Origin of the sequence: uncultured Pluralibacter sp., from assembly GCF_913775985.1 — a bacterium.
Classification (GTDB): Bacteria; Pseudomonadota; Gammaproteobacteria; order Enterobacterales; family Enterobacteriaceae; genus Pluralibacter.
On record NZ_CAJYMB010000094.1, the window covers coordinates 54,301 to 75,480 of the forward strand.

Consider the following 21,180-nt stretch of genomic DNA (forward strand, 5'->3'; position numbering starts at 1 on the left):
AGAGGAGAAAGAGAATGAAGATTGTGGAAGTTAAGCATCCACTGGTCAAACACAAGCTGGGACTGATGCGCGAGAACGATATCAGTACTAAACGCTTCCGTGAACTCGCCTCTGAGGTTGGTAGCTTACTGACCTATGAAGCCACCTCCGATCTGGAAACCGAGAAGGTGACCATCGACGGCTGGAACGGTCCGGTTGAAATCGAACAAATTAAAGGTAAAAAAATCACCGTTGTGCCTATCCTGCGTGCCGGCCTGGGCATGATGGAAGGCGTGCTGGAGCACGTACCGAGCGCGCGTATCTCCGTGGTCGGCGTTTACCGCGATGAAGAAACCCTTGAGCCGGTTCCCTATTTCCAGAAGCTGGTGTCGAACATCGACGAGCGCATGGCGCTGGTGGTTGACCCGATGCTGGCAACCGGCGGCTCAATGATTGCCACCATCGACCTGCTGAAAAACGCCGGCTGCACCAGCATTAAAGTGCTGGTTCTGGTGGCGGCGCCGGAAGGGATTGCCGCGCTGGAGAAAGCGCATCCGGATGTGGAGCTGTATACCGCCTCGGTGGATCAAGGGCTGGACGAGCACGGATACATTATTCCGGGCCTCGGCGATGCCGGCGATAAGATTTTTGGTACCAAGTAAGCGATTAATTGAAAGCAGCCGACTTTAAGAGTCGGCTTTTTTTTGAGTTAAATTTTATCCCACCTTTTTAGAGGAACACGCTATGACGCGCCGCGCCATTGGGGTTAGTGAACGTCCGCCGCTTTTGCAAACTATCCCTCTCAGTCTGCAGCACCTGTTCGCCATGTTTGGTTCGACCGTGCTGGTGCCCGTGTTGTTTCACATTAACCCGGCCACCGTGCTGCTGTTCAACGGCATCGGAACGCTGTTCTACCTTTTCTACTGTAAGGGAAAAATCCCCGCGTATCTGGGGTCAAGCTTTGCCTTTATCTCGCCGGTACTGCTGCTGCTGCCGCTGGGTTACGAAGTGGCGCTCGGCGGTTTTATTATGTGCGGGGTGCTGTTTTGCCTGGTCTCTTTTATCGTCCAGAAAGCCGGTACCGGCTGGATTGACGTGATTTTTCCGCCGGCGGCGATGGGCGCTATTGTGGCGGTGATCGGTCTGGAGCTGGCGGGGGTTGCCGCCAATATGGCCGGGCTGCTGCCCGCTGAAGGCCACACGCCGGATAGCAAAGTGATTCTGGTCTCTCTGGCTACGCTCGGCGTCACCGTCTTTGGCTCGGTGCTGTTCCGCGGTTTTCTCGCCATTATTCCCATTCTAATCGGCGTGCTGTTTGGTTACGGCCTCTCGTTCATGTTGGGGATGGTCGATACCGCACCGATTGCCCAGGCGCACTGGTTCGCGCTGCCCACCTTCTACACTCCGCGCTTTGAGTGGTTCGCCGTATTTACCATTCTGCCGGCGGCGCTGGTGGTTATCGCCGAGCACGTCGGTCATCTGGTGGTGACCGGTAACATCATCAAGAAAGATCTGGTGCGCGACCCGGGCCTGCACCGCTCGATGTTCGCTAACGGCTTCTCGACCATTATCTCCGGCTTCTTCGGATCTACCCCGAATACCACCTACGGTGAAAACATCGGCGTGCTGGCCATTACCCGCGTCTACAGCACCTGGGTTATCGGCGGGGCGGCCATCTTTGCCATTCTTCTCTCCTGCGTCGGCAAGCTGGCGGCGGCTATCCAGATAATCCCGGTGCCGGTGATGGGCGGCGTGTCGCTGCTGCTGTACGGGGTGATCGGAACCTCCGGTATTCGCGTCCTGATCGAGTCGAAAGTGGATTATAGCAAGGCGCAGAACCTGATCCTCACCTCGGTGATTCTGATCATCGGCATCAGCGGGGCGAAGATCCACATCGGCGCGGCAGAGCTGAAAGGCATGGCGCTGGCAACCATCGTCGGCATCTGCCTGAGCCTGATTTTCAAGCTCATCTCGGTGCTGCGCCCGGAGGAAGAAGTGCTGGATGCGGTAGAGGACGATGCGTCATCCCGCTGATCGTTTTACGGGCGGATGGATCCGCCCGGTTATCGCTTCGGCGCGTTGTGTGATACACTCAGCGCGTTTTTGTGTCAGTTCATGTTGAGGTCACTCTGAACGCGCCGGCTCAGCTCTCTTTACCCCTCTGGCTTCCCGACGACGAAACTTTTGCGAGTTTCTGGCCGGGCGATAATCCCTCTCTCCTTGCGGCTCTCCAGACCATGTTGCGTCAGGAACACAGCGGATATGTTTATATCTGGTCCCGCGAGGGTGCCGGGCGCAGCCATCTGCTGCACGCCGCCTGCGCGGAGCTTTCCCAGCGCGGCGACGCGGTAGGCTACGTGCCGCTGGATAAGCGCACCTGGTTTGTCCCGGAAGTGCTGGACGGGATGGAGCATCTGGCGCTGGTATGCATCGACAATATCGAGTGCGTTGCCGGCGACGAGCCGTGGGAAATGGCGATTTTTAACCTCTACAATCGGATCCTGGAGTCGGGCCGCACCCGGCTGCTGATCACCGGCGATCGCCCGCCGCGCCAGCTCAATCTCGGCCTGCCGGATCTCGCTTCCCGGCTGGACTGGGGGCAAATTTACAAGCTCCAGCCGCTTTCCGACGAGGACAAGCTGCAGGCCCTGCAGCTGCGTGCCAAAATGCGCGGCTTTGAAATGCCGGAAGACGTATGTCGTTTTCTGATGAAGCGTCTCGATCGCGAGATGCGAACCCTGTTTATGACCCTCGATCAGCTCGATCGCGCCTCCATTACCGCCCAGCGCAAGCTGACCATTCCTTTCGTAAAAGAGATCCTCAAGCTGTAGGATTTGGCGTTCTGCTGCTGGCCTTTTTACTGCCGGCGCACAGACAAGCCTGGAGCATGACGGATATATACTTTTCACCTATGTTCCGACCATCTTTATTGGTCTGGTCTATTTTTTCGGTTCTGTTTCTCCCTCCACTACGGTTATTTCCCGGCTTAACTTTTCGCCTTATCCCCGTATCCAGTCGACATGGAGCGCCTGTTCCGCACCATTATTCAGTGCGTGATGAATTTTCGCCGCCTGTTTATTTGCCACCTCAGCAAGTTAAATAACGAGAGATATTGCTCTACAATAGCGCCGCCGCGGCGGCCTTATTTTGCCCGGGAAAAGACCAACAAGGAGAATAAAGGCAATGGGACACAACGCCCCCTCGCTGTATGAAATGCTCTACGGCAACTTTAGCGGCGGCCTTGAGCTGTCGCAAATTAGCGAAGAGAACCAGGTCATTTTATCGGTGCTGGATAATATGCAGCGGATCCTCAACTGCCGCGCCGGCACGCTGGCGCACCTGCCGGATTATGGCCTGCCGGACATGACTAAAATTTTGCAGGGGATGCCCGGTACCGCCCACCAGCTGATGAGCATTCTCTCCGACGTGCTGCTCAAGTACGAGCCGCGCCTGAATAAGGTCACGGTGGTGATGCTGGATCAGCAGACGCCGGGGGAGCTGCGCTACGCCATCGATGCCGAGCTAAAAAGTATCGGGCTGGTGCGCTACGGCACGGATTTTATGCCCGAGGGCAGGGTGCTGCTGCGGCACATGAAGCAGCAGCGCTATCTCGATAAAGACGCTCGTCTCTGAGCCCTTCCTTATTCAACTTCACATAATGACGGAACAGCCTGTGAACACATCAACTGAAATGACCCCCGGCGGCGACCCGCGCGCGCTGCCGGACTATATCGCCCTGCGTGACGAGCTGGCAAAACTGGCGCATCCCGCCCGTCCGGACGTGGACTGGCCGCGCGTGGAGCGCCTGAGTCTGGCCTTGTTTCGCCAGAACGGCACGGATCTGCAGACGGTGGCGTGGTACACCCTGGCGCGCACGCGGCTGGCGTCGGTGTCGGGCCTGAATGAAGGACTGGCGCTGCTGGACGCGCTGGTGACGCACCACTGGGGCACCGCGTGGCCGCAGCCGGTGCACGCGCGCATATCGATCCTTGCCGGGTTCAGCCAGCGCCTGCAGTCTACCCTGCGCACCCTGACGCTGGGCTATGCCGATCTGCCCCAGGTCTATCAGGCCGCGCAGTACCTGGACGCCATCCTCGCGACGCTGCAGCGCCTTGAGCTAAAGAACGCCAGCCTGATCGAGGCCCTGAGCCAGTTTATGCACGCCGCCTCCGCCCGACTGGAGAAGCTGGAAGAGGATGCGGGAGACCGCGGGCTGGACGTCCTGCCGATCCCGGCGGCTGTCGCCATCGCGCCGCCTGAATCTGCCCGCGTGCCTGATTTGCCTGGCCGCCCCCGCAGGGTTTTGCGCCCGGGGGAGGCTGCGGGCGCCGGGATTCCCGGCGCGGATGAAATTGCTGAAGAACCCGGGACAATAATCGAATCTGTCGCCGTGCCTGAACACACGGCAGCGGCAGAACCCGAACCTGTCGTTATCGCAGAGTCTTTGGTGGTTGCTGAGCCTGCGGCAGTCGCTGACTCAGCAGCGCTGCCTGCACCTGCGGCAATCCCCGAACCTGCCGCGCCGCCGCGCTTCTGGCGGCCATTCATCGCCGGCGCGTGTGCGGCGCTGGCGCTGGCTTTCGCCGGGCTGCTGGGCTGGCAGAAAATACATCCGCAGGAAACGAACCCTCTGCCAGCAGCACCGGATACCGCGGCCCTGACCGCACTGGCGCAGCAGTCGCCGGTGTGGCTGCAGGATTACGGATTTGCACTGGCCGCGAAAGCCGCCCCCGAGGACGCGCCGCGCCTGCGGGCGCAGTGGCAGCAGCAGGTCAGCGCCAACGCGCTGTCGCCGGAGGCGCTCTCCGGCTGGCATCAGGGAATGGAAGGTTTGCAGGAGATGACCCGCCGCCTGAACGCTCTCGACGAGCGTAAAGGGAAATACCTCACCGGATCGGAGCTGAAGTCGATGGTGTTTGAGATAGTTCAGCACTTTTCACGGGTGGTGCCGGTGGAGGAACAGCTGTATCAGCTGAGCCAGTCTGAAAAGGGCGATCCGCTGCCGGCCGCGCAGCTCGCGCAAACCGACATGTATCTTACCCAATTGCTCAACCGCTACGCGCTGATTAAGCAGCAGGCCGGGCGGCAGGAGGCGAAGTAGCGGGTACCGCAGGCGTACATCCCCGTTCCCGTGCGGCGAACGGGGATGCGCCGGGTTTAAAGGATCTCCAGCACCGCTTCCGGCGGGCGGCCAATGCGGGCCTTGCCGCCGTGAACCACAATCGGCCGCTCGATCAGTTTCGGATTTTCCACCATCGCCTGAATCAGCGCCGCGTCGTCGAGGCTGTCGTCAGCCAGATTGAGGCTCTTATACAGATCCTCTTTCTGGCGCATCAGCGCGCGCGGGCTGGACATTCCCAGCATCTTCAGCAGCTGCTTGATCGTGGCCGCGTCCGGCGGCGTTTCGAGATAGAGCACCACCTGCGGCTCCACGCCTTTTTCTTTCAGCAGCGCCAGCGTTTCCCGGCTCTTTGAACAGCGGGGATTGTGGTAAATAGTGACCGGATTGCTCATCGGGTATCCTTACATTTTGGTAAAGGGTTTAAACACATTTTGCAGATAGCGCAGCTGGTCGATGCGGGCGTCGTAGCGCGCCTGCTGCAGGCTACCGAGCTTCACCTGAGAGCCGGCGCTGCCGAGCAGGGAAATGGCCTGATCGAGCTGGCCGGTCAGCGCCAGGGTTTCCGCCCGCGCTGCCAGCTCCTGATCGCGATTGCCGAGCTTGCCTTCCGCCTGCGCCAGCAGATCCCAGCCGTTAAGATCTTCTTTGTAATTGAAGGTGTAGCGGTTAAGCAGGGTTGCCGCTTCGGCATTGCGCCCGCTCTCAATCAGCGCGTTGGCGAGGTTAAGCTGCAGCACCGGGCTGCTGCGCAGATCTTTTGCCGCTTTCAGGCGATTGACCGCGTCATTGTTTTTCTTCAGCCCCAGGTCGATATCGGTGGCAATATCCAGATACCAGACGTTCTGCGGATTCGCGGCCAGCAGCGGCTGCATAAGGCGGTTAGCTTCGGCGAAGTTGTCTTTTCCCATCGCCAGCAGCGCGCGGCCGTACTGCGCGGCGTGCTGCTCGCGGATATTGCCCTTCGCCCAGCTGTCGAGCAGATCGTTGCTGAGCTGGTTCTTGCCGTTGTTGTACATGCCGAGGGTGCGCGCTTTGGCCATATAGAAGCTTTCAGACGACTGTACGACGACTGCAGGCATCTGGTTAGCCCGGCTGCGGGCGTCCGACAGGCGGCTCTCCGGCAAGGGGTGGGTCAGCAGCATCTCCGGCGGACGGGTCGCGTAGCGCGACAGATCCAGCAGCTTATCCATGAACTGCGGCATTGCCTGGGGATCGAACCCGGAACGCTGGAGCACGTCAATCCCGATGCGGTCTGCCTCTTCTTCATTCTGGCGGGTAAAGCTGATCATTCCTTGCTGGGTACCGGCCAGCGTGCCGGTCAGGGCGGCCATCCCGGCCTGGGGGCTGGCCATCGCCAGCAGAATCGAGCCCAGCGCACCCACCCAGGTTAGCGGCGCGTTGCGTTTCTGATCTTCCATTGCCCGCGCGAGGTGGCGCTGGGTAACGTGGGAAATTTCGTGCGCCATTACCGAAGCCAGCTGGCTTTCAGTATCGGCATAGCGGAACAGCGCCGAGTGCAGCACCACGTTGCCGCCGAAGAAGGCGAAGGCGTTAAGCTCGTCGTTGTTAATCAGGTAGAAATGAAAGGGCGTGCGCACCGAGTGGGCGTGGGCCACCAGCTGATTGCCCAGCCCGTTAATGTACTGGCTCAGCAGCGGGTCGTTAATCAGCGGCGCGCTGCCGCGCAGCTGGCGCACGTAAAAGTCGCCCATCTGCATCTCCTGACCAATGGAGAGCGTGCTTCCTGCGGAGGTGCCCATATCCGGCAGCGTATCGGTGTTGTCCGCATATGCCGGTAAGGTCTGGCCCAGCGTCAGCGTGGCAATCAGCGTTGCCATCAGCGTCGTTTTGAACTGCCTGAACATAACCTCAATCCTGTCTGTAGGGTTTGCGTATTTGACCGACGAATCCTGGCTATGTTCCTTCTTCGTCTGGCTGCAAGTTTAGCCCTCCAGGCGCGGCCTGAAAACTTAATTTATGGGGTTTTGCGCGGTGGGGCGAATCTGTAAAAAACGCAGGTTTTTCCGTCAGCTTTCGCTACAATCTGCCGCGGGCCTGTAGCCCACAAAACAGGGAACGGTGTAGCTATGCTTGAGTTGTTAACGCAGTGGTATCGTCGCCGCTTCAGCGATCCGGAAGCGATAGCGCTGCTGGTTATTTTGCTGGCGTGTTTTTGTATCCTCTTTTTCTTCAGCGGCCTGCTGGCGCCGCTGCTGGTGGCGATTGTGCTGGCCTATCTGCTGGAGTGGCCCACCGCCCGACTGCAGCGCTTCGGCTGCTCCCGGGGATGGGCAACTTCCATCGTGCTGGTAATTTTCGTCGGTATTCTGCTGCTGATGGCGCTGGTGGTGCTGCCGGTAGCCTGGCAGCAGGGCATCTATCTGATTCGCGATATGCCCGGGATGCTCAATAAACTCTCCGACTTTGCCGCCACGCTGCCGCGCCGCTATCCCGCGCTGATGGACGCCGGAATTATTGACGCGATGGCGGAAAACATGCGCGGCAGGATGCAAAGTATGGGGGATTCGGTGGTCAAATACTCCCTCGCGTCGCTGGTGGGGCTGTTGACGCTGGCGGTATATCTGGTGCTGGTGCCGCTGATGGTGTTCTTTCTTATTAAAGATAAAGAGCAGATGCTCAACGCCGTGCGCCGGGTGCTGCCGCGCAACCGCGGCCTGGCCGGGCAGGTGTGGCAGGAGATGAACCAGCAGATAACCAACTACATTCGCGGCAAAGTGCTGGAGATGATTGTGGTCGGTATCGCCACCTGGATAGGTTTCCTGCTGTTCGGCCTGAACTACGGCCTGCTGCTGTCGGTACTGGTGGGCCTGTCGGTGCTGATCCCCTATATCGGCGCCTTTGCGGTGACGATTCCGGTGGTCGGCGTAGGGCTGTTCCAGTTCGGCCTCGGCACCGAATTCTGGAGCCTGTTTGCCGTTTATCTGGTGATTCAGGCGCTGGACGGCAACGTGCTGGTGCCGATCCTCTTCTCGGAGGCGGTCAACCTGCATCCGCTGGTGATAATCCTGTCGGTGGTGATTTTTGGCGGGCTGTGGGGATTCTGGGGCGTCTTCTTTGCTATCCCGCTGGCGACGCTTATTAAAGCGGTTGTCCATGCGTGGCCGGAGAGCCCGCTGCTGGAAGAGAAGTAAGCGCGGACGGACGGTATGCCGTCCGCCCGCGTTGGGCGCTACTTTTTCGTGCGCCGGCTGCGATAGGTGTCCAGCACTACCGCCACCACGATAACCGCCCCGGTGATCACCCGCTTGGTGGGCTCGCTGGCGCCAATCTGGGCCAGTCCGGCCGCCAGCACCGAAATAATCAGCGCGCCGAGAAAGGTGCAGATAACCGAACCGCGCCCGCCCATCAGGCTGGTGCCGCCGATAACCACCGCTGCAATCACCTGCAGCTCCATCCCCACACCGCCGTTCGGGTCAGCCGCTTCGAGGCGCGCAATCTGAAACAGCGATGCCAGTCCGGCCAGCGCGCCCATCAGCGCAAAAACCACCACTTTGTACGGTGCGGGATTAATGCCGGACAGCCGCACCGCCTCTTCGTTGGTGCCGATGCCGATCAGGTGGCGGCCAAAAATCGTGCGGGTTAGCGCCAGCTGGCCGACGATAATCACCAGCACTGCTATCAGAAACGATGGCGAGATACCGAATACAATCGGGTCCGCCAGAAAATCGAAGCTGGAGCCGATATAGGCGGTACGCGAATCGGTGAGCTGGTAAGCGCTGCCGCGTGCCATCTCCAGCATACCCAGCGAGACAATAAACGTCGGAATGCGCCAGATAACCGAGATAAGCCCGGTGAGGGTTCCTACCGCTGTTGCGGCGGCAATGCCCGCCAGCGCCGCCGGCCACGGCGACCAGTGCAGGTTTAGCGAAGTCACGCTTACCACCGCCGCAGAGAGCGCCAGCACCGAACCCACCGACAGGTCAATCCCGGCAATAATCAGCACGAAAGTCATCCCCACCGACATCACCATCAAATCCGGGATCTGGTTGGCGATAGTGCTGAAGGTGTTAAGGCTGAGGAAGTGATCGCTAAGGCTTGAGAAAAGCACAATCATCGCCAGCAGCGCGCCGATAAGGCCCAGATAGCTGCTGAGCCCGCGCCACGATCCGCCGCGCGCTTTCAAAGGTAGAGAAACATTACTCATGGTCGGTACTCCCGGTGGCGTGCTGGTAGCCGGAAAACGCGGCAGCCAGAATGGCATCCTGCGACCAGCTCTCACGGCTAAAAGTCTCCACCAGCCGTCCGGCGGAGAGGACCGCAATACGGTCGCAGATAAGCATGAGTTCACGCAGATCGCTTGAGACGACAATCAGCCCCTTGCCGCTCTGGGTAAGCTCGTTCAGTAACAGATAGATATCCCGCTTGGCGCCCACGTCGATGCCGCGGGTCGGTTCGTCAAACAGGATCACGTCGCAGTTGCGCGCCAGCCAGCGGCCGATCAGCACTTTCTGCTGGTTGCCGCCGGAGAGGCTGCCCACGTCCAGCGTCGTGCCGGCGGTGCGGATGCGCATCCGCTTGATGTACTCCTGCGCCAGCTGCTGCTCGCGCCCGGCGCTGAGCCAGGCGAAGCGGCTGATTTTCTCGCTGTTGCCAAGGGAGGTGTTGACCCCCACCGACTGGGGCAGCAGCAGGCCTTCGCCCTTACGGTCTTCGGTCACCAACGCGATGCGGTGGGCAATGGCGTCGGCAGGGGAGCGCAGGGTGACCGGCACCGGCGGATCGCCTACCGACAGCTGGCCGCTGTCGATGCGGTCAGCGGCGAAAATCGCCCGCATTAGCTCGGTGCGCCCGGCGCCCACCAGCCCGCTGATACCTAATACTTCGCCGCGGTGCAGCGTCAGGGAGATGTCCTGCAGCACGCTGCCGCGGGTGAAGTGCTCCACTTTCAGGATTGGATTCCCCCGGCGGCGCGCGCTGGTGTCGAAGGTGCTGTCGAGATCGCGACCCACCATCAGCGACACCAGCTGGTCGCTGGTGTAGCGCTTGATCTCATCGGTGCAGACCAGATTGCCGTCGCGCAGCACGGTGACATCGTCGGCGATGCGCGCCAGCTCGTCGAGGCGGTGGGAGATATAAATCAGCGCCACGCCGCGCTGCTTGAAGCGGGCTATCTGGGTAAACAGCAGCTCCACTTCCCGACTCGACAGCATCGCGGTGGGCTCATCAAGGATCAGCACCCGGCTGTCGCCGATCAGGTTGCGGGCGATTTCGATCATCTGCTGGTGGCCGATCCCCAGCTCGCCCACCGGCGTATCGGGATCGAGGTTTTGCAGGCCCACCTGTTCCATCGCCGGGCGAGCCATCTCCCGCAGCCGCCGGCGGTTGATCCAGCCGACGCGGTTCGGCAGCTGGTCAATAAACAGGTTCTCGGCGATGGTTAAGGTCGGCAGCAGGTTAAGCTCCTGCATTACCATCCGCACGCCGAGCTTTTCCGCCTCTTTGCGGCTTGCCGGGGCGTAGGGCCGATCGAGATAGCGCATGCTGCCGGTGGTGGGTGAGATAAGGCCGCCGATGATTTTCGACAGCGTGCTTTTTCCCGCGCCGTTTTCCCCGGTCAGCGCCAGCACGCGCCCGGTATACAGCGTCAGGTTGATATCGTTGAGCACCGGCTCGTTATAGGTTTTACCCACGCCGGAAAGGGCCATAATCGGCCGGCTGTCAGTGGATTGGTGCACGTTTCAAACCCTGTAAAAAGTCCGGGGCTGCAAAAGTGCAGCCCCGGTAAATCCGCCTGAATTACTGCTTCACAATAAGCTGAACCGGCGTTTCGACGCTGCCGGAGAGATCCGCCTGTTTCTTGCCGTCTTTCAGGGCTTCCAGCGCGGTGTCGATACCAAACACCGCCTGCTTAGAGGCGAACTGATCGGCGGTGGCCAGCACGCGGCCGTCCTGCAGCATCGGCTTGATGGCTTCGATGTTGTCGTAACCCACCACCTGCACCTGACCGCGCTTGCCGGCGGCTCGAATAGCAGAGACCGCGCCCAGCGCCATATTGTCGTTATCCGCCAGCAGGGCTTTGATGTTCGGATATTCGCTCAGCATCGCGGCAGCGATGGTGTTGGCGTTGTTCATCTCCCACTGGCCGGACTGAACGGAAACCACCTTCATGCCACCTTCCGCCATGGCATCCTGGAAGCCCTGAGTGCGCTGCTGAGAGTTGGTGGACGTTGGGATCCCTTCAATAATGCCGACCTCGTCGCCTTTTTTCAGGTGCTTCGCCAGGTAGTCGCCGATGTCTTTTGCCCCTTTGCGGTTATTTGGCCCGACGAAAGGCACGTTGAGCTTTTTATCTTTCAGCACCGCGTCGTCGAACTTGTTATCAATATTGATAACCAGAATCCCGGCATCAATCGCCTTTTTAACTACCGGCACCAGCGCTTTTGAATCCGAAGGGGCAATAATGATCGCATCGGCTTTAGAGACAATCATCTGCTCCACAATTTGAATCTGATTGGCGGTGTCGGTTTCGTTTTTAATACCGTTGGAGATGAGGGTGAATTTATCGGCGTTCTTCTTTTGATAATCTTTCGCACCGTTTTCCATGGTCAGGAAAAATTCATTGGCCAGCGACTTCATCACCAGCGCGATTTTAGGCTTGTGCGCCGGCGCAGCGGCAGCAAAAGCCGGCGTCATTACAGAGGCGGAAATGGCGAGCGCGGCAGCGGCGCCGAACAGGCAGGAAAATATATTCTTATTCATTGTGTTATCCATTATTTAGGGTAGGTAAAGGGCAAGTGTCGCTGCAGTATAATCAAGCGCTGGTAATACCAGGGTGAGGCGCTGCACAATATTCTGCACCGGTTAAAAAATAATGGATGCGGCGGGGGAAAGCAGGAGAGGGGAATAATCGCTGGCCGCGATGGCCAGCGCGGAGTATCAGGCGTTCTCTTTCACCCAGTTCAGCACCACGTCGTGGTGATTGCTGGTTTTGAAGTCGTCGAATACGTGCTCGACCTTGCCGTCGGTGCCAATCAGGAAGCTGATGCGGTGGATGCCGTCGTAAGTTTTGCCCATAAAAGACTTCTCGCCCCAGACGCCAAACTGTTCGCAAACCTGATGGTCTTCATCGGACAGCAGCGTAAAGTTCAGCAGCTCTTTTTCCGCAAAGCGGGAGAGCTTTTCCGGTTTGTCGGTGCTGATGCCCAGCACGTCGACGCCTGCTTTTTTAAGATCGTCCATGTTATCGCGCAGGCCGCAGGCCTGAACGGTGCAGCCCGGCGTCATGGCTTTCGGGTAGAAATAAACCAGAACGCGCTGTCCCTCGAAATCCGTCAGATTGACCTGCTCGCCGTCCTGGTCCGGCAGGCTAAATTTCGGTGCGACGTCACCGGCTTTCAGTGGGGTCATCACTTCACTCCATCTTGTTCATCATGCTGTGAATAATTAACGATGTTTATACTGCCTTGCGCATTCAGTTCTGTACACAGCTCTTTGAAGTCCTGTTCGAACTTTGGCGCATTTTGCAGCCCCGGACAGTGTGCCGATATTTGAATGAACAGCTGCGCGCTCTCGCCGCGTTCCTGGGGCTGGGTACGCGAAACCAGTTCGGCAATGTTCATCTCGTGCGCGTCGAACAGCCCGGTAAAGCGCTCAATAATATGCGGAGAATCCGGCACGTCAACCTGTACCCACACGGTAACCGGCAGCGGCTGGCGCGGCCACGCGGAGGTGCGCTTCATCACGATAAGCAGATCCAGCTCGGCGCCTTTGAGCGGCAGCGTCGACTCAATCAGGGTAATGGCATTCCAGCTGCCGGAGAGCAGCATAATAAAGGTGAACTCATCGCCGAGCATCGCCAGCCGGCTATCTTCGATATTGCAATCGCAGCTGCTGACGTGACGAGTAATAGTATTCACAATGCCAGGGCGATCGGCCCCCAGAGCGGTAATAACGAGGTAGTGGTGATGAGAGGAGGCAGTCAAACCTGTTCTTCCTGTTATCAGTATGGGTTAATCATTAGGAAAGCATAAAAAAAACCGGCATACAACAGCCTGAGTCGCCTCAGTCTCTTGCTTTTATCACGGCACCAAACGTACCATTGAGGCCATTGTTTGCACATCTGCACTGAGGATGGCCCATGTTCACGGGAAGTATTGTAGCGCTTGTCACGCCGATGGATGAAAAAGGGCAGGTCGATCGCGCCAGCCTGAAAAAAATAATTGATTACCATGTCGCCAGCGGAACCTCGGCCATTGTGTCGGTGGGCACCACCGGCGAGTCCGCCACCCTGAGTCACGACGAGCACGCCGACGTGGTGTTAATGACCGTTGAGCTGGCCGCTGGCCGCATTCCGGTTATCGCCGGAACTGGCGCCAACGCCACTGCAGAGGCGATCGGCCTGACCCAGCGCTTCAACAACAGTGGTATAGTCGGCTGCCTGACCGTGGTGCCTTACTACAACCGCCCCACGCAGGAAGGGCTGTTCCAGCACTTCAATGCGATTGCACAAAGCACCGATCTGCCGCAAATCCTGTATAATGTACCGTCCCGCACCGGCTGCGACATGCTGCCGGAGACCGTGGGCCGCCTGGCAGAGATTAAAAATATTATCGGGATTAAAGAAGCGACCGGGAACTTAAGCCGGGTTCACCAGATCAAAGAGCTGGTTTCAGACGACTTTATCCTGCTGAGCGGCGATGATGCGACGGCGCTGGATTTCATGCAGCTCGGCGGTCACGGCGTTATCTCTGTCACCACTAACGTGGCGGCGCGGGAAATGGCCGAGATGTGCGAACTGGCCGCCAAAGGCGATTTTGCGCAGGCTCGGATCGTTAATCAGCGTCTGATGCCGCTGCACACAAAATTATTTGTCGAACCCAATCCGATCCCGGTCAAATGGGCATGCAAGGAGTTGGGACTTGTAGCAACCGACACGCTGCGTCTGCCGATGACACCTATCACTGCCCACGGGCGTGACGCGGTGGCTTCTGCGCTCAAGCATGCCGGCCTGCTGTAAAGTTTAGGGAGATTTGATGGCTTACTCAGTACAGAAGTCGCAGCTGGCAAAGGTTGCGGGCGTTTCGCTTGTTCTGCTCCTCGCGGCCTGCAATTCCGATTCGCGTTACAAGCGCCAGGTCAGCGGTGATGAATCCTATCTGGAAGCAACTCCGCTTGCCCAGCTTCATACGCCTGCCGGCATGATTCTGCCTCTTGAGAATGGCGACTACGACATTCCAGTGGTGCGCGGCAACGGTGCGCAGGGTAAAGCGCTGGACATCCGCCCGCCGGCACAGCCGCTGGCGCTGGTGTCCGGTGCCCGCACCCAGTTTACCGGCGACACCGCCACGCTGCTGGTGGAAAACGGCCGCAGCGGCAACCTGTGGTCGCAGGTGGTCAGCATCGTGCAGGATAAACACTACACCATCGACAAGCGCGACGATGCTTCTCAGAGCCTGACCACGGACTGGATCCAGTGGAACCGTCTGGATGAAGATGAGCAGTATCGCAGCCGCTATCAGGTTTCCGTTCAGCAGCAGGGTTATCAGCAGGCGGTTATCGTCAAGCTGCTGAACCTGGAGCAGGGCGGCAAGCCGGTAGCCGATGCGGCGTCAATGCAGCGCTACAGTACCGAGCTGCTGAACGTTATCTCTAACGGTCTGGACCAGTACGCGACCAGCGCGGCGAATAGCGCGCAGAGCCGCGCCGGTGCCACCTACGATGTGCAGAGCGGTGCTGATGATACCGGCCTGCCGATGCTGGTGGTGCGCGCGCCGTTTAACCTGGTCTGGCAGCGCCTGCCGGGCGCCCTTGAGAAAGTCGGCATGAAAGTGACCGACAGCACCCGTTCTCAGGGCAGCATGGCGGTCAGCTACAAGCCGCTGTCTGACAGCGACTGGGCGGCTCTTGGCGCGCACGATCCGGGCCTGAGCTCCGGCGACTACAAGCTGCAGGTGGGCGATCTCGATAACCGCAGCAGCCTGCAGTTTATCGATCCGAAAGGCCACACCCTGACCCAGTCGCAGAACGATGCGCTGGTGGCGGCCTTCCAGGCAGCCTTAAGCAAGTAAACCGAAAAGGGCTGGCGCAATCCGGCCCTTTTTTCTGTATAGTGACGCAAACGTGTGCGTCGGCTGAAAAACCGATTTATCGAATACTTTTCAATCTGGAGTAGTGAAAGATGCAAAAGCAAGCTGAGTTGTATCGTGGTAAAGCGAAAACCGTTTACAGCACGGAAAATCCTGACCTGCTGGTGCTGGAATTCCGCAACGATACGTCAGCCGGAGACGGTGCGCGCATTGAGCAGTTCGATCGTAAGGGAATGGTCAACAACAAGTTTAACCACTTCATTATGAGCAAGCTCGAAGCCGCCGGCATCCCGACCCAGATGGAAGCGCTGCTCTCGGATACCGAATGCCTGGTGAAAAAGCTGGAGATGGTGCCGGTAGAGTGCGTGGTGCGCAACCGCGCTGCGGGCTCGCTGGTTAAGCGCCTCGGTATTGAAGAGGGCATCGAGCTGACTCCGCCGCTGTTTGACATGTTCCTCAAGAACGACGAAATGCACGATCCGATGGTTAACGAGTCCTACTGCGAGACTTTCGGCTGGGTCAGCCAGCAAAATCTGGCGCGTATGAAAGAGCTGACCTACAAAGCCAACGACGTGCTGAAAAAGCTGTTCGACGATGCCGGTCTGATTCTGGTGGACTTCAAGCTGGAGTTTGGCCTGTACAAAGGCGAAGTGGTGCTGGGGGATGAGTTCTCTCCGGACGGCAGCCGCCTGTGGGACAAGCAGACAATGGACAAAATGGACAAAGACCGCTTCCGCCAGAGTCTCGGCGGCCTGATTGAGGCCTACGAAGAAGTCGCCCGCCGCCTGGGCGTTGAGCTGGATTAAACTTTCAGCCACCGTCCGGCGACGCTGGCAGAACAATTGAGCTGTAAAAAGAGGATGCCCGGCATCCTCTTTTGCTATCTGCCGTTTACCTGTGGTAATTCTCCGCATAACCGCCTACGATCTAAGGATTATTAGCAAGGTAAAACAGGGGCAGTTATGCGCTGGCAAGGCCGTCGCGAAAGCGACAACGTTGAAGACAGACGAAATGAGGGCGGCGGAATGCCGCCAATGTCAGGCGGGCGAGGCTTTCGCCTTCCCGCGGGCAAAGGCGGGATTGTGCTGCTTATCGTGGTGGTGGTTGCGGGCTATTACGGTGTCGATCTTACCGGTCTTCTGACCGGCCAGCCGGTTTCCCAGCAGCAGGTGTCCCAGCGCTCCGTCAGCCCCAACGATGATGAGGCCGCCAAGTTCACCTCGGTAATCTTTGCCACCACCGAAGATACCTGGGGCGAAATTTTCCAGAAAATGGGCCAGCAGTACCAGCGGCCAAAGCTGGTAATGTACCGCGGCTATGTTCAGACCGGCTGCGGCGCGGGCCAATCGGTCATGGGGCCGTTCTACTGTCCGGCGGACAGCAAGGTCTATATCGATCTCTCCTTCTACGATGATATGAAAGACAAGCTCGGCGCGGGCGGCGACTTTGCTCAGGGCTACGTGATTGCCCATGAAGTTGGCCACCACGTGCAGAAGCTGCTGGGCATTGAACCTAAGGTGCGCCAGATGCAGCAGAATGCCTCCCGGGCTGAAGTTAACCGCCTGTCGGTGAAGCTGGAGCTGCAGGCGGATTGCTTCGCCGGCGTCTGGGGCCACAGCATGCAGCAGCAGGGCGTGCTGGAAGCGGGCGATGTGCAGGAGGCGCTGAATGCCGCCGAGGCGATCGGCGACGATCGCCTGCAGCAGCAGAGCCAGGGCCGCGTGGTGCCAGATAGCTTTACCCACGGCACGTCCGAGCAGCGCTACAGCTGGTTCAAGCGCGGCTTCGACAGCGGCGATCCGGCCCAGTGCAATACCTTCGGCAAATCGATCTGATCTAAGCCATGAACCCCTTGGACGCGCTTGCCGCGCGGGCCGCTGAGATGGCGGCCGCCGGCATCCGCCGGCTGCTGGTGCTGAGCGGCGAAGATGCCTGGTGCCTGCAGCAGGCCCGGGCCCTGCGCCAGCGCCTTGGGGGCGACGCACTGTGGATTGGCGAGCCCGGGCAGCCGTCCCCCAGCAGCGCACCCTCTGCGCTCAGGCAGCTGCTGGGGCGCGAGTATCATCACGCCTTTTTCGACGCCCGGCAGGGCTTTGACGTAGCGGCGTTTGCCGCGCTTGCCGGCACGCTGATGCCCGGAAGCTGGCTGGTGCTACTGGCGCCGCCGCTCGCCGACTGGCCCCGGCGCCCCGATACAGATTCCCTGCGCTGGAACGACGCGCCTGAACCGATCCCGACGCCACACTTTATCCACCATTTTTGCCGCGTGGTGCAGGCCGACGCCGGTGCGCCGATCTGGCAGCAGAACAGGCCGCTGGTGCTGCCCGACTGGCCGGCCCGACCGCGCTGGCACGCCGCCGGCGGAGAGCCGCTGGCGGAGCAGGCCGCGATCCTCAGCGCCCTTCAACAGCAGCCTCCCGGCGTGGCGGTGGTCACCGCCGAACGCGGACGCGGCAAGTCAGCCCTGGCGGGCATGCACCTGCGCCGCCTGCGCGGCAGTGCGGTGGTCACCGCGCCGTCCAGAGCTGCCGCGGCGGTGCTGGCAGACTTTGCCGCAGACAGCTTCGACTTTATGGCTCCTGACGCGCTGCTGGCGTCCGATCGCCAGGCAGACTGGCTGATTGTTGACGAGGCGGCGGCGATCCCCGGACCGCTGCTGGCGGCGCTGGCGGCACGTTTTCCCCGAACGCTGCTCACCACCACCGTGCAGGGCTATGAAGGCACCGGGCGCGGCTTTTTACTGAAATTCTGCGTCGCTTTCCCGCAGCTGAACACCTATACCCTTGAGGCGCCGGTGCGCTGGGCCAGCGGCTGCCCGCTGGAGGCGCTGGTGGCGCGGGCGCTGCTGTTTGACGACGCGATCCCCGACGCGCCTCCCGGCGCGCGGCGGGATATTGTGCCGGTTGCACAGCGCGCGTGGCGCGACACGCCTGCGCTGCCCGCGGCAATGTACCGCCTGCTGTCGGCGGCGCACTACCGCACTTCGCCGCTGGATCTGCGGCGGATGATGGACGCGGGCGGCCAGCACTTTACTTGCGCGGTGGAAGATGGACATCCGCTGGGGGCGCTGTGGATGGTTGACGAAGGGGATCTGAGCCCGGAACTTAGCCGGGCGGTGTGGGCCGGATACCGCCGTCCGCGGGGTAATCTGGTGGCGCAATCCCTGGCTGCCCACGGCGGCAGCCCGCTGGCGGCGACGCTGGCGGGGCAGCGCATCAGCCGCATTGCCGTGCATCCCCGGCGCCAGGGGGAGGGTATCGGCCAGCAGCTGGTGAGCTGTCTGGTAAACGGCGCCGCCGGGCTGGACTATCTCTCCGTCAGTTTTGGCTATACCGAGGCGCTGGCCCGCTTCTGGCAGCGCTGCGGCTTTACCCTGGCGCGCGTCGGCACCCACAAAGAAGCCAGCAGCGGCTGCTACACCGCGATTGCGCTGTATCCCCTGAGCGAGGCGGGCCGGCAGCTGGTGCAGCGCGAGCAGCGGCGCCTGCGGCGCGACAGCCGCTGGCTGAACCTCTGGCGCGATCTGACCCTGCTGCCTGAGGAGGAGCCAGATGCGGCTATCCTGACGGATGAAGACTGGCTGGAGCTGGCGGGATTTGCCGCCGCCCACCGGCCCCTGCAGGCGGCGATCGGCAGCCTGAGCCGCCTGGCGCTTAACGATACGCTTTCCCTGCCGCTGCTGCGCGCGACGCTTGCCCGGCAGCCGGAGGCCGAACTGGCAGCAAGCCACGGATTAAGCGGGCGCAAGGCGCTGCTTGCCGCTATTCGGGATGAAGTGGGTAGCGCGCTCGCCTCGCTGGACGCCGGCCGGGCGCGCGAGCAGCTGGAGCAGGTGCGGAGTTACAATTTTTTTAACTAACTCATTCAGCGCTATGCGGTGGTCATTTTCCACTGGCGGCGTAGACTTTCCTGTAACGCAATAAGGAGAGCACCATGAAACACGACCATTTTGTTGTACAAAGTCCTTCAGCCCCGGCAAAACAGCTGCTGCTGTTGTTTCATGGTTTGGGCGACAATCCGGTATCCATGGGGCAAATCGGCAGCTGGTTCGCGCCGCATTTTCCCGACGCGCTGATCGTCAGCATCGGCGGAGTTGAACCTTCGGGCCCGGCGCCGGGGCGCCAGTGGTTTTCCGTGCAGGGCGTTACTGAGGAAAATCGTCAGGCGCGGGTGAATGCTGCCGTACCGGCCTTCGTAGAGATTGTACGCCACTGGCAAAAAGAGAGCGGCGTTGGCCCGCACGCCACGGCGCTGATTGGTTTTTCTCAGGGGGCAATCATGTCGCTGGAAAGCGTGAAGGCAACGGCGGATCTGGCTTCGCGGGTTATTGCTTTCAACGGCCGCTACGCCACCCTGCCGGTGACCGCGACAACGGCCACCACGGTGCACCTGATCCACGGCGGCGAAGACCGGGTTATCGATCTTGCCCACGCGGTGGCGGCGCAGGAAGCGTTAATCGAAGCCGGTGGCGATGTGACGCTGGATATCGTGGACGATCTGGGACACGCCATTGACGATCGCAGCATGGCGCACGCGCTGGATCACCTGCGCTATACAGTGCCGAAACACTATTTCGATGAAGCGCTCAGCGGCGGCAAACCGCACGATGACGATATTATTGAAATGATGTAATAAAAAAACGCCCGGCAGATGACTCTGCCGGGCGTTTTACGTATGTGACCGCCTCAGTTACTTCTTCTTCGGCCAGTCGTCCTCGTCATCCCACTTGTCGTTAAAATCGCGGTGCGGGGGGAGATCCGGCTTATTCGCCATATACTTTTTCGGGTCAACGCGCTTCAGATCTTTAATCACGTTGATCAGCACGCCCGCCAGAAACACGAGAATGATAATCCACCAGTATTTAGACAGCCATTCCATGTCAGATACCTCTCTGGGTTATGCGCCTATGCGACAAGTTGTTCCATAATGCGCTGATACATGCGCGCCAGCAGCTGCAGGTCGGCGGCGTTCACGCACTCATTGATTTTATGAATGGTGGCGTTAACCGGGCCCAGCTCCACTACCTGGGCACCCATCCTGGCGATAAAGCGCCCGTCTGACGTGCCGCCGGTGGTCAGCAGCTGCGGTTTGATTTCATTATAGTGCTCAACGGCGTTAATGACGGCGTCTACCAGCTTTCCGCGCCCGGTGAGGAACGGCTGGCCGGAGAGCCACCACTCCACGCTGTAGCGCAGCTGGTGTTTTTCCAGCAGCGCCAATACCCGCGCTTTGATCATCTCGTCGGTCAGCTCGGTGCTGAAGCGGAAGTTGAACTGCACGGTCAGGTCGCCCGGAATGACGTTATTGCTGCCGGTGCCGGCGTTGATATTGGCAATCTGCATGCTGGTAGGCGGGAAGTATTCGTTACCTTCGTCCCAGACGATGGAGACCAGCTCGTTAAGCATCGGTGCCGCGCGGTGGACCGGGTTATCCGCCAGGTGCGGATAGGCAACGTGCCCCTGCACGCCGTGGATGGTCAGGTTGCAGGTCAGCGAGCCGCGGCGGCCGTTTTTCACCACGTCACCGACGATTTCAGTGCTGGATGGTTCGCCCACCAGGCAGTAATCGAGGCGCTCGTTGCGGGCCATCAGGGCCTCAACGACTTTGACCGTGCCGTTCACCGCGCTGGCTTCTTCATCGGAGGTGATCAGGAACGCCAGCCGGCCGCGGTGGTTTGGATGCTGGGCGACGAAGCGCTCGGCGGCAACCACCATCGCGGCGAGAGAACCTTTCATGTCCGCCGCGCCGCGGCCGAACAGCATGCCGTCGCGAATAGTGGGCTCAAACGGCGGGTTAATCCAGCGATTAGCATCTCCGGCGGGCACCACGTCGGTGTGGCCGGCAAAAGCCAGGGTTTCGCCTTCGCCGCGCCACGCCCAGATGTTTTGCGTGTCGCCGAAGTCCATATGTTCAATGGTGAAACCTATCGCGCGCAGCCGCTCAATCATCAGCGCCTGGCAACCCGCGTCATCGGGGCTAAGGGAAGGGCGGCGAATTAGCTGTTGAGCCAGCTCAATGACCGGGCATGACATA

21 protein-coding genes are annotated in these 21,180 nt (G+C 60.0%); 12 read left to right on the plus strand and 9 right to left on the minus strand.

Features of this window, described 5'->3' with window-relative positions; all coding sequences use genetic code 11:
- Positions 1–14 precede the first annotated feature (14 nt).
- The 5 genes from upp (at position 15) to QZ766_RS10475 (ending at position 5,080) form a co-directional block, all read left to right on the plus strand.
- The gene (gene upp, locus QZ766_RS10455; protein WP_297201273.1) at positions 15–641 is read left to right on the plus strand and encodes a uracil phosphoribosyltransferase; all 627 of its coding nucleotides are present in this window, start codon (positions 15–17) and stop codon (positions 639–641) included.
- 82 nt (positions 642–723) lie between these two features.
- Positions 724–2,013: a uracil permease gene (gene uraA / locus QZ766_RS10460; protein ID WP_297201275.1), complete on the plus strand. Its 1,290-nt coding sequence runs from the start codon at positions 724–726 to the stop codon at positions 2,011–2,013.
- Positions 2,014–2,108: 95 nt separating this feature from the next.
- Entirely contained in the window at positions 2,109–2,810 is a 702-nt protein-coding gene (locus QZ766_RS10465; RefSeq protein WP_297201503.1) for a DnaA inactivator Hda, read from the plus strand.
- Positions 2,811–3,162: 352 nt separating this feature from the next.
- Positions 3,163–3,612, plus strand: coding sequence for a type VI secretion system baseplate subunit TssE (gene tssE, locus QZ766_RS10470; protein ID WP_297201278.1), 450 nt, complete (start codon positions 3,163–3,165; stop codon positions 3,610–3,612).
- 40 nt (positions 3,613–3,652) lie between these two features.
- Positions 3,653–5,080, plus strand: coding sequence for a VasL domain-containing protein (locus QZ766_RS10475; RefSeq protein WP_366509406.1), 1,428 nt, complete (start codon positions 3,653–3,655; stop codon positions 5,078–5,080).
- A 56-nt stretch (positions 5,081–5,136) separates the two neighbouring features.
- Here the strand turns inward: QZ766_RS10475 and arsC are convergent, their stop codons facing one another.
- Positions 5,137–5,493, minus strand: coding sequence for an arsenate reductase (glutaredoxin) (arsC, locus tag QZ766_RS10480; RefSeq protein ID WP_297201283.1), 357 nt, complete (start codon positions 5,491–5,493; stop codon positions 5,137–5,139).
- Between the two features lie 9 nt (positions 5,494–5,502).
- Positions 5,503–6,966, minus strand: a complete 1,464-nt coding sequence (locus tag QZ766_RS10485) for a M48 family metallopeptidase (protein ID WP_297201285.1) — start codon at positions 6,964–6,966, stop codon at positions 5,503–5,505.
- Positions 6,967–7,188: 222 nt separating this feature from the next.
- Between QZ766_RS10485 and QZ766_RS10490 the strand changes: the two genes are divergently transcribed.
- On the plus strand, positions 7,189–8,253 hold the full coding sequence (locus tag QZ766_RS10490; protein WP_297201287.1) for an AI-2E family transporter: 1,065 nt from the start codon (positions 7,189–7,191) through the stop codon (positions 8,251–8,253).
- Between the two features lie 38 nt (positions 8,254–8,291).
- On the opposite strand, the gene QZ766_RS10495 is transcribed toward QZ766_RS10490, so the two are convergent.
- The 5 genes from QZ766_RS10495 to QZ766_RS10515 all read right to left on the minus strand — a co-directional run bounded on the left by QZ766_RS10495 (position 8,292) and on the right by QZ766_RS10515 (position 13,044).
- On the minus strand, positions 8,292–9,266 hold the full coding sequence (locus QZ766_RS10495) for an ABC transporter permease (RefSeq protein WP_297201290.1): 975 nt from the start codon (positions 9,264–9,266) through the stop codon (positions 8,292–8,294).
- Positions 9,259–10,797, minus strand: a complete 1,539-nt coding sequence (locus QZ766_RS10500; RefSeq protein WP_297201292.1) for a sugar ABC transporter ATP-binding protein — start codon at positions 10,795–10,797, stop codon at positions 9,259–9,261. The genes QZ766_RS10495 and QZ766_RS10500 overlap by 8 nt, the downstream gene beginning before the upstream one ends.
- Positions 10,798–10,858: 61 nt before the next feature.
- Positions 10,859–11,821 carry a sugar ABC transporter substrate-binding protein gene (locus tag QZ766_RS10505; protein WP_297201295.1) on the minus strand — a complete coding sequence of 321 codons (963 nt, stop codon included), beginning with the start codon at positions 11,819–11,821 and terminating at the stop codon, positions 10,859–10,861.
- Positions 11,822–11,998: 177 nt separating this feature from the next.
- Positions 11,999–12,469, minus strand: a complete 471-nt coding sequence (gene bcp, locus QZ766_RS10510) for a thioredoxin-dependent thiol peroxidase (RefSeq protein ID WP_297201298.1) — start codon at positions 12,467–12,469, stop codon at positions 11,999–12,001.
- The gene (locus QZ766_RS10515) at positions 12,469–13,044 is read right to left on the minus strand and encodes a glycine cleavage system transcriptional repressor (RefSeq protein WP_297201301.1); all 576 of its coding nucleotides are present in this window, start codon (positions 13,042–13,044) and stop codon (positions 12,469–12,471) included. The genes bcp and QZ766_RS10515 overlap by 1 nt, the downstream gene beginning before the upstream one ends.
- Positions 13,045–13,199: 155 nt before the next feature.
- Between QZ766_RS10515 and dapA the strand changes: the two genes are divergently transcribed.
- The 6 genes from dapA (at position 13,200) to ypfH (ending at position 19,779) form a co-directional block, all read left to right on the plus strand.
- Complete coding sequence (gene dapA / locus QZ766_RS10520) at positions 13,200–14,078, plus strand: 4-hydroxy-tetrahydrodipicolinate synthase (protein WP_297201304.1); 879 nt, start codon at positions 13,200–13,202, stop codon at positions 14,076–14,078.
- A 16-nt stretch (positions 14,079–14,094) separates the two neighbouring features.
- Positions 14,095–15,129, plus strand: coding sequence for an outer membrane protein assembly factor BamC (gene bamC / locus QZ766_RS10525; RefSeq protein ID WP_297201308.1), 1,035 nt, complete (start codon positions 14,095–14,097; stop codon positions 15,127–15,129).
- A 110-nt stretch (positions 15,130–15,239) separates the two neighbouring features.
- Positions 15,240–15,953: a phosphoribosylaminoimidazolesuccinocarboxamide synthase gene (purC, locus tag QZ766_RS10530; protein WP_297201311.1), complete on the plus strand. Its 714-nt coding sequence runs from the start codon at positions 15,240–15,242 to the stop codon at positions 15,951–15,953.
- 156 nt (positions 15,954–16,109) lie between these two features.
- Positions 16,110–16,982, plus strand: a complete 873-nt coding sequence (locus QZ766_RS10535; RefSeq protein WP_297201314.1) for a neutral zinc metallopeptidase — start codon at positions 16,110–16,112, stop codon at positions 16,980–16,982.
- Positions 16,983–16,990: 8 nt separating this feature from the next.
- Entirely contained in the window at positions 16,991–19,006 is a 2,016-nt protein-coding gene (locus QZ766_RS10540) for a GNAT family N-acetyltransferase (RefSeq protein ID WP_297201317.1), read from the plus strand.
- Positions 19,007–19,080: 74 nt separating this feature from the next.
- Positions 19,081–19,779 carry an esterase gene (ypfH, locus tag QZ766_RS10545; RefSeq protein WP_297201319.1) on the plus strand — a complete coding sequence of 233 codons (699 nt, stop codon included), beginning with the start codon at positions 19,081–19,083 and terminating at the stop codon, positions 19,777–19,779.
- Positions 19,780–19,836: 57 nt separating this feature from the next.
- On the opposite strand, the gene QZ766_RS10550 is transcribed toward ypfH, so the two are convergent.
- Both QZ766_RS10550 and dapE read right to left on the minus strand, forming a co-directional pair.
- Positions 19,837–20,025: a YpfN family protein gene (locus QZ766_RS10550; protein WP_297201322.1), complete on the minus strand. Its 189-nt coding sequence runs from the start codon at positions 20,023–20,025 to the stop codon at positions 19,837–19,839.
- Positions 20,026–20,051: 26 nt separating this feature from the next.
- Positions 20,052–21,179, minus strand: coding sequence for a succinyl-diaminopimelate desuccinylase (gene dapE, locus QZ766_RS10555; RefSeq protein WP_297201325.1), 1,128 nt, complete (start codon positions 21,177–21,179; stop codon positions 20,052–20,054).
- Position 21,180: the final 1 nt, after the last annotated feature.

Bases quoted from the DNA above. Each gene is read 5' to 3' on its own strand.
- upp (WP_297201273.1), top strand. From the start codon at position 15: ATGAAGATTGTGGAAGTTAAGCATCCACTGGTCAAACACAAGCTGGGA.
- uraA (WP_297201275.1), top strand. From the start codon at position 724: ATGACGCGCCGCGCCATTGGGGTTAGTGAACGTCCGCCGCTTTTGCAA.
- tssE (WP_297201278.1), top strand. From the start codon at position 3,163: ATGGGACACAACGCCCCCTCGCTGTATGAAATGCTCTACGGCAACTTT.
- arsC (WP_297201283.1), bottom strand. From the start codon at position 5,493: ATGAGCAATCCGGTCACTATTTACCACAATCCCCGCTGTTCAAAGAGC.
- QZ766_RS10485 (WP_297201285.1), bottom strand. From the start codon at position 6,966: ATGTTCAGGCAGTTCAAAACGACGCTGATGGCAACGCTGATTGCCACG.
- QZ766_RS10490 (WP_297201287.1), top strand. From the start codon at position 7,189: ATGCTTGAGTTGTTAACGCAGTGGTATCGTCGCCGCTTCAGCGATCCG.
- QZ766_RS10495 (WP_297201290.1), bottom strand. From the start codon at position 9,266: ATGAGTAATGTTTCTCTACCTTTGAAAGCGCGCGGCGGATCGTGGCGC.
- QZ766_RS10505 (WP_297201295.1), bottom strand. From the start codon at position 11,821: ATGAATAAGAATATATTTTCCTGCCTGTTCGGCGCCGCTGCCGCGCTC.
- bcp (WP_297201298.1), bottom strand. From the start codon at position 12,469: ATGACCCCACTGAAAGCCGGTGACGTCGCACCGAAATTTAGCCTGCCG.
- dapA (WP_297201304.1), top strand. From the start codon at position 13,200: ATGTTCACGGGAAGTATTGTAGCGCTTGTCACGCCGATGGATGAAAAA.
- bamC (WP_297201308.1), top strand. From the start codon at position 14,095: ATGGCTTACTCAGTACAGAAGTCGCAGCTGGCAAAGGTTGCGGGCGTT.
- purC (WP_297201311.1), top strand. From the start codon at position 15,240: ATGCAAAAGCAAGCTGAGTTGTATCGTGGTAAAGCGAAAACCGTTTAC.
- QZ766_RS10535 (WP_297201314.1), top strand. From the start codon at position 16,110: ATGCGCTGGCAAGGCCGTCGCGAAAGCGACAACGTTGAAGACAGACGA.
- QZ766_RS10540 (WP_297201317.1), top strand. From the start codon at position 16,991: ATGAACCCCTTGGACGCGCTTGCCGCGCGGGCCGCTGAGATGGCGGCC.
- ypfH (WP_297201319.1), top strand. From the start codon at position 19,081: ATGAAACACGACCATTTTGTTGTACAAAGTCCTTCAGCCCCGGCAAAA.
- QZ766_RS10550 (WP_297201322.1), bottom strand. From the start codon at position 20,025: ATGGAATGGCTGTCTAAATACTGGTGGATTATCATTCTCGTGTTTCTG.
- dapE (WP_297201325.1), bottom strand. From the start codon at position 21,179: ATGTCATGCCCGGTCATTGAGCTGGCTCAACAGCTAATTCGCCGCCCT.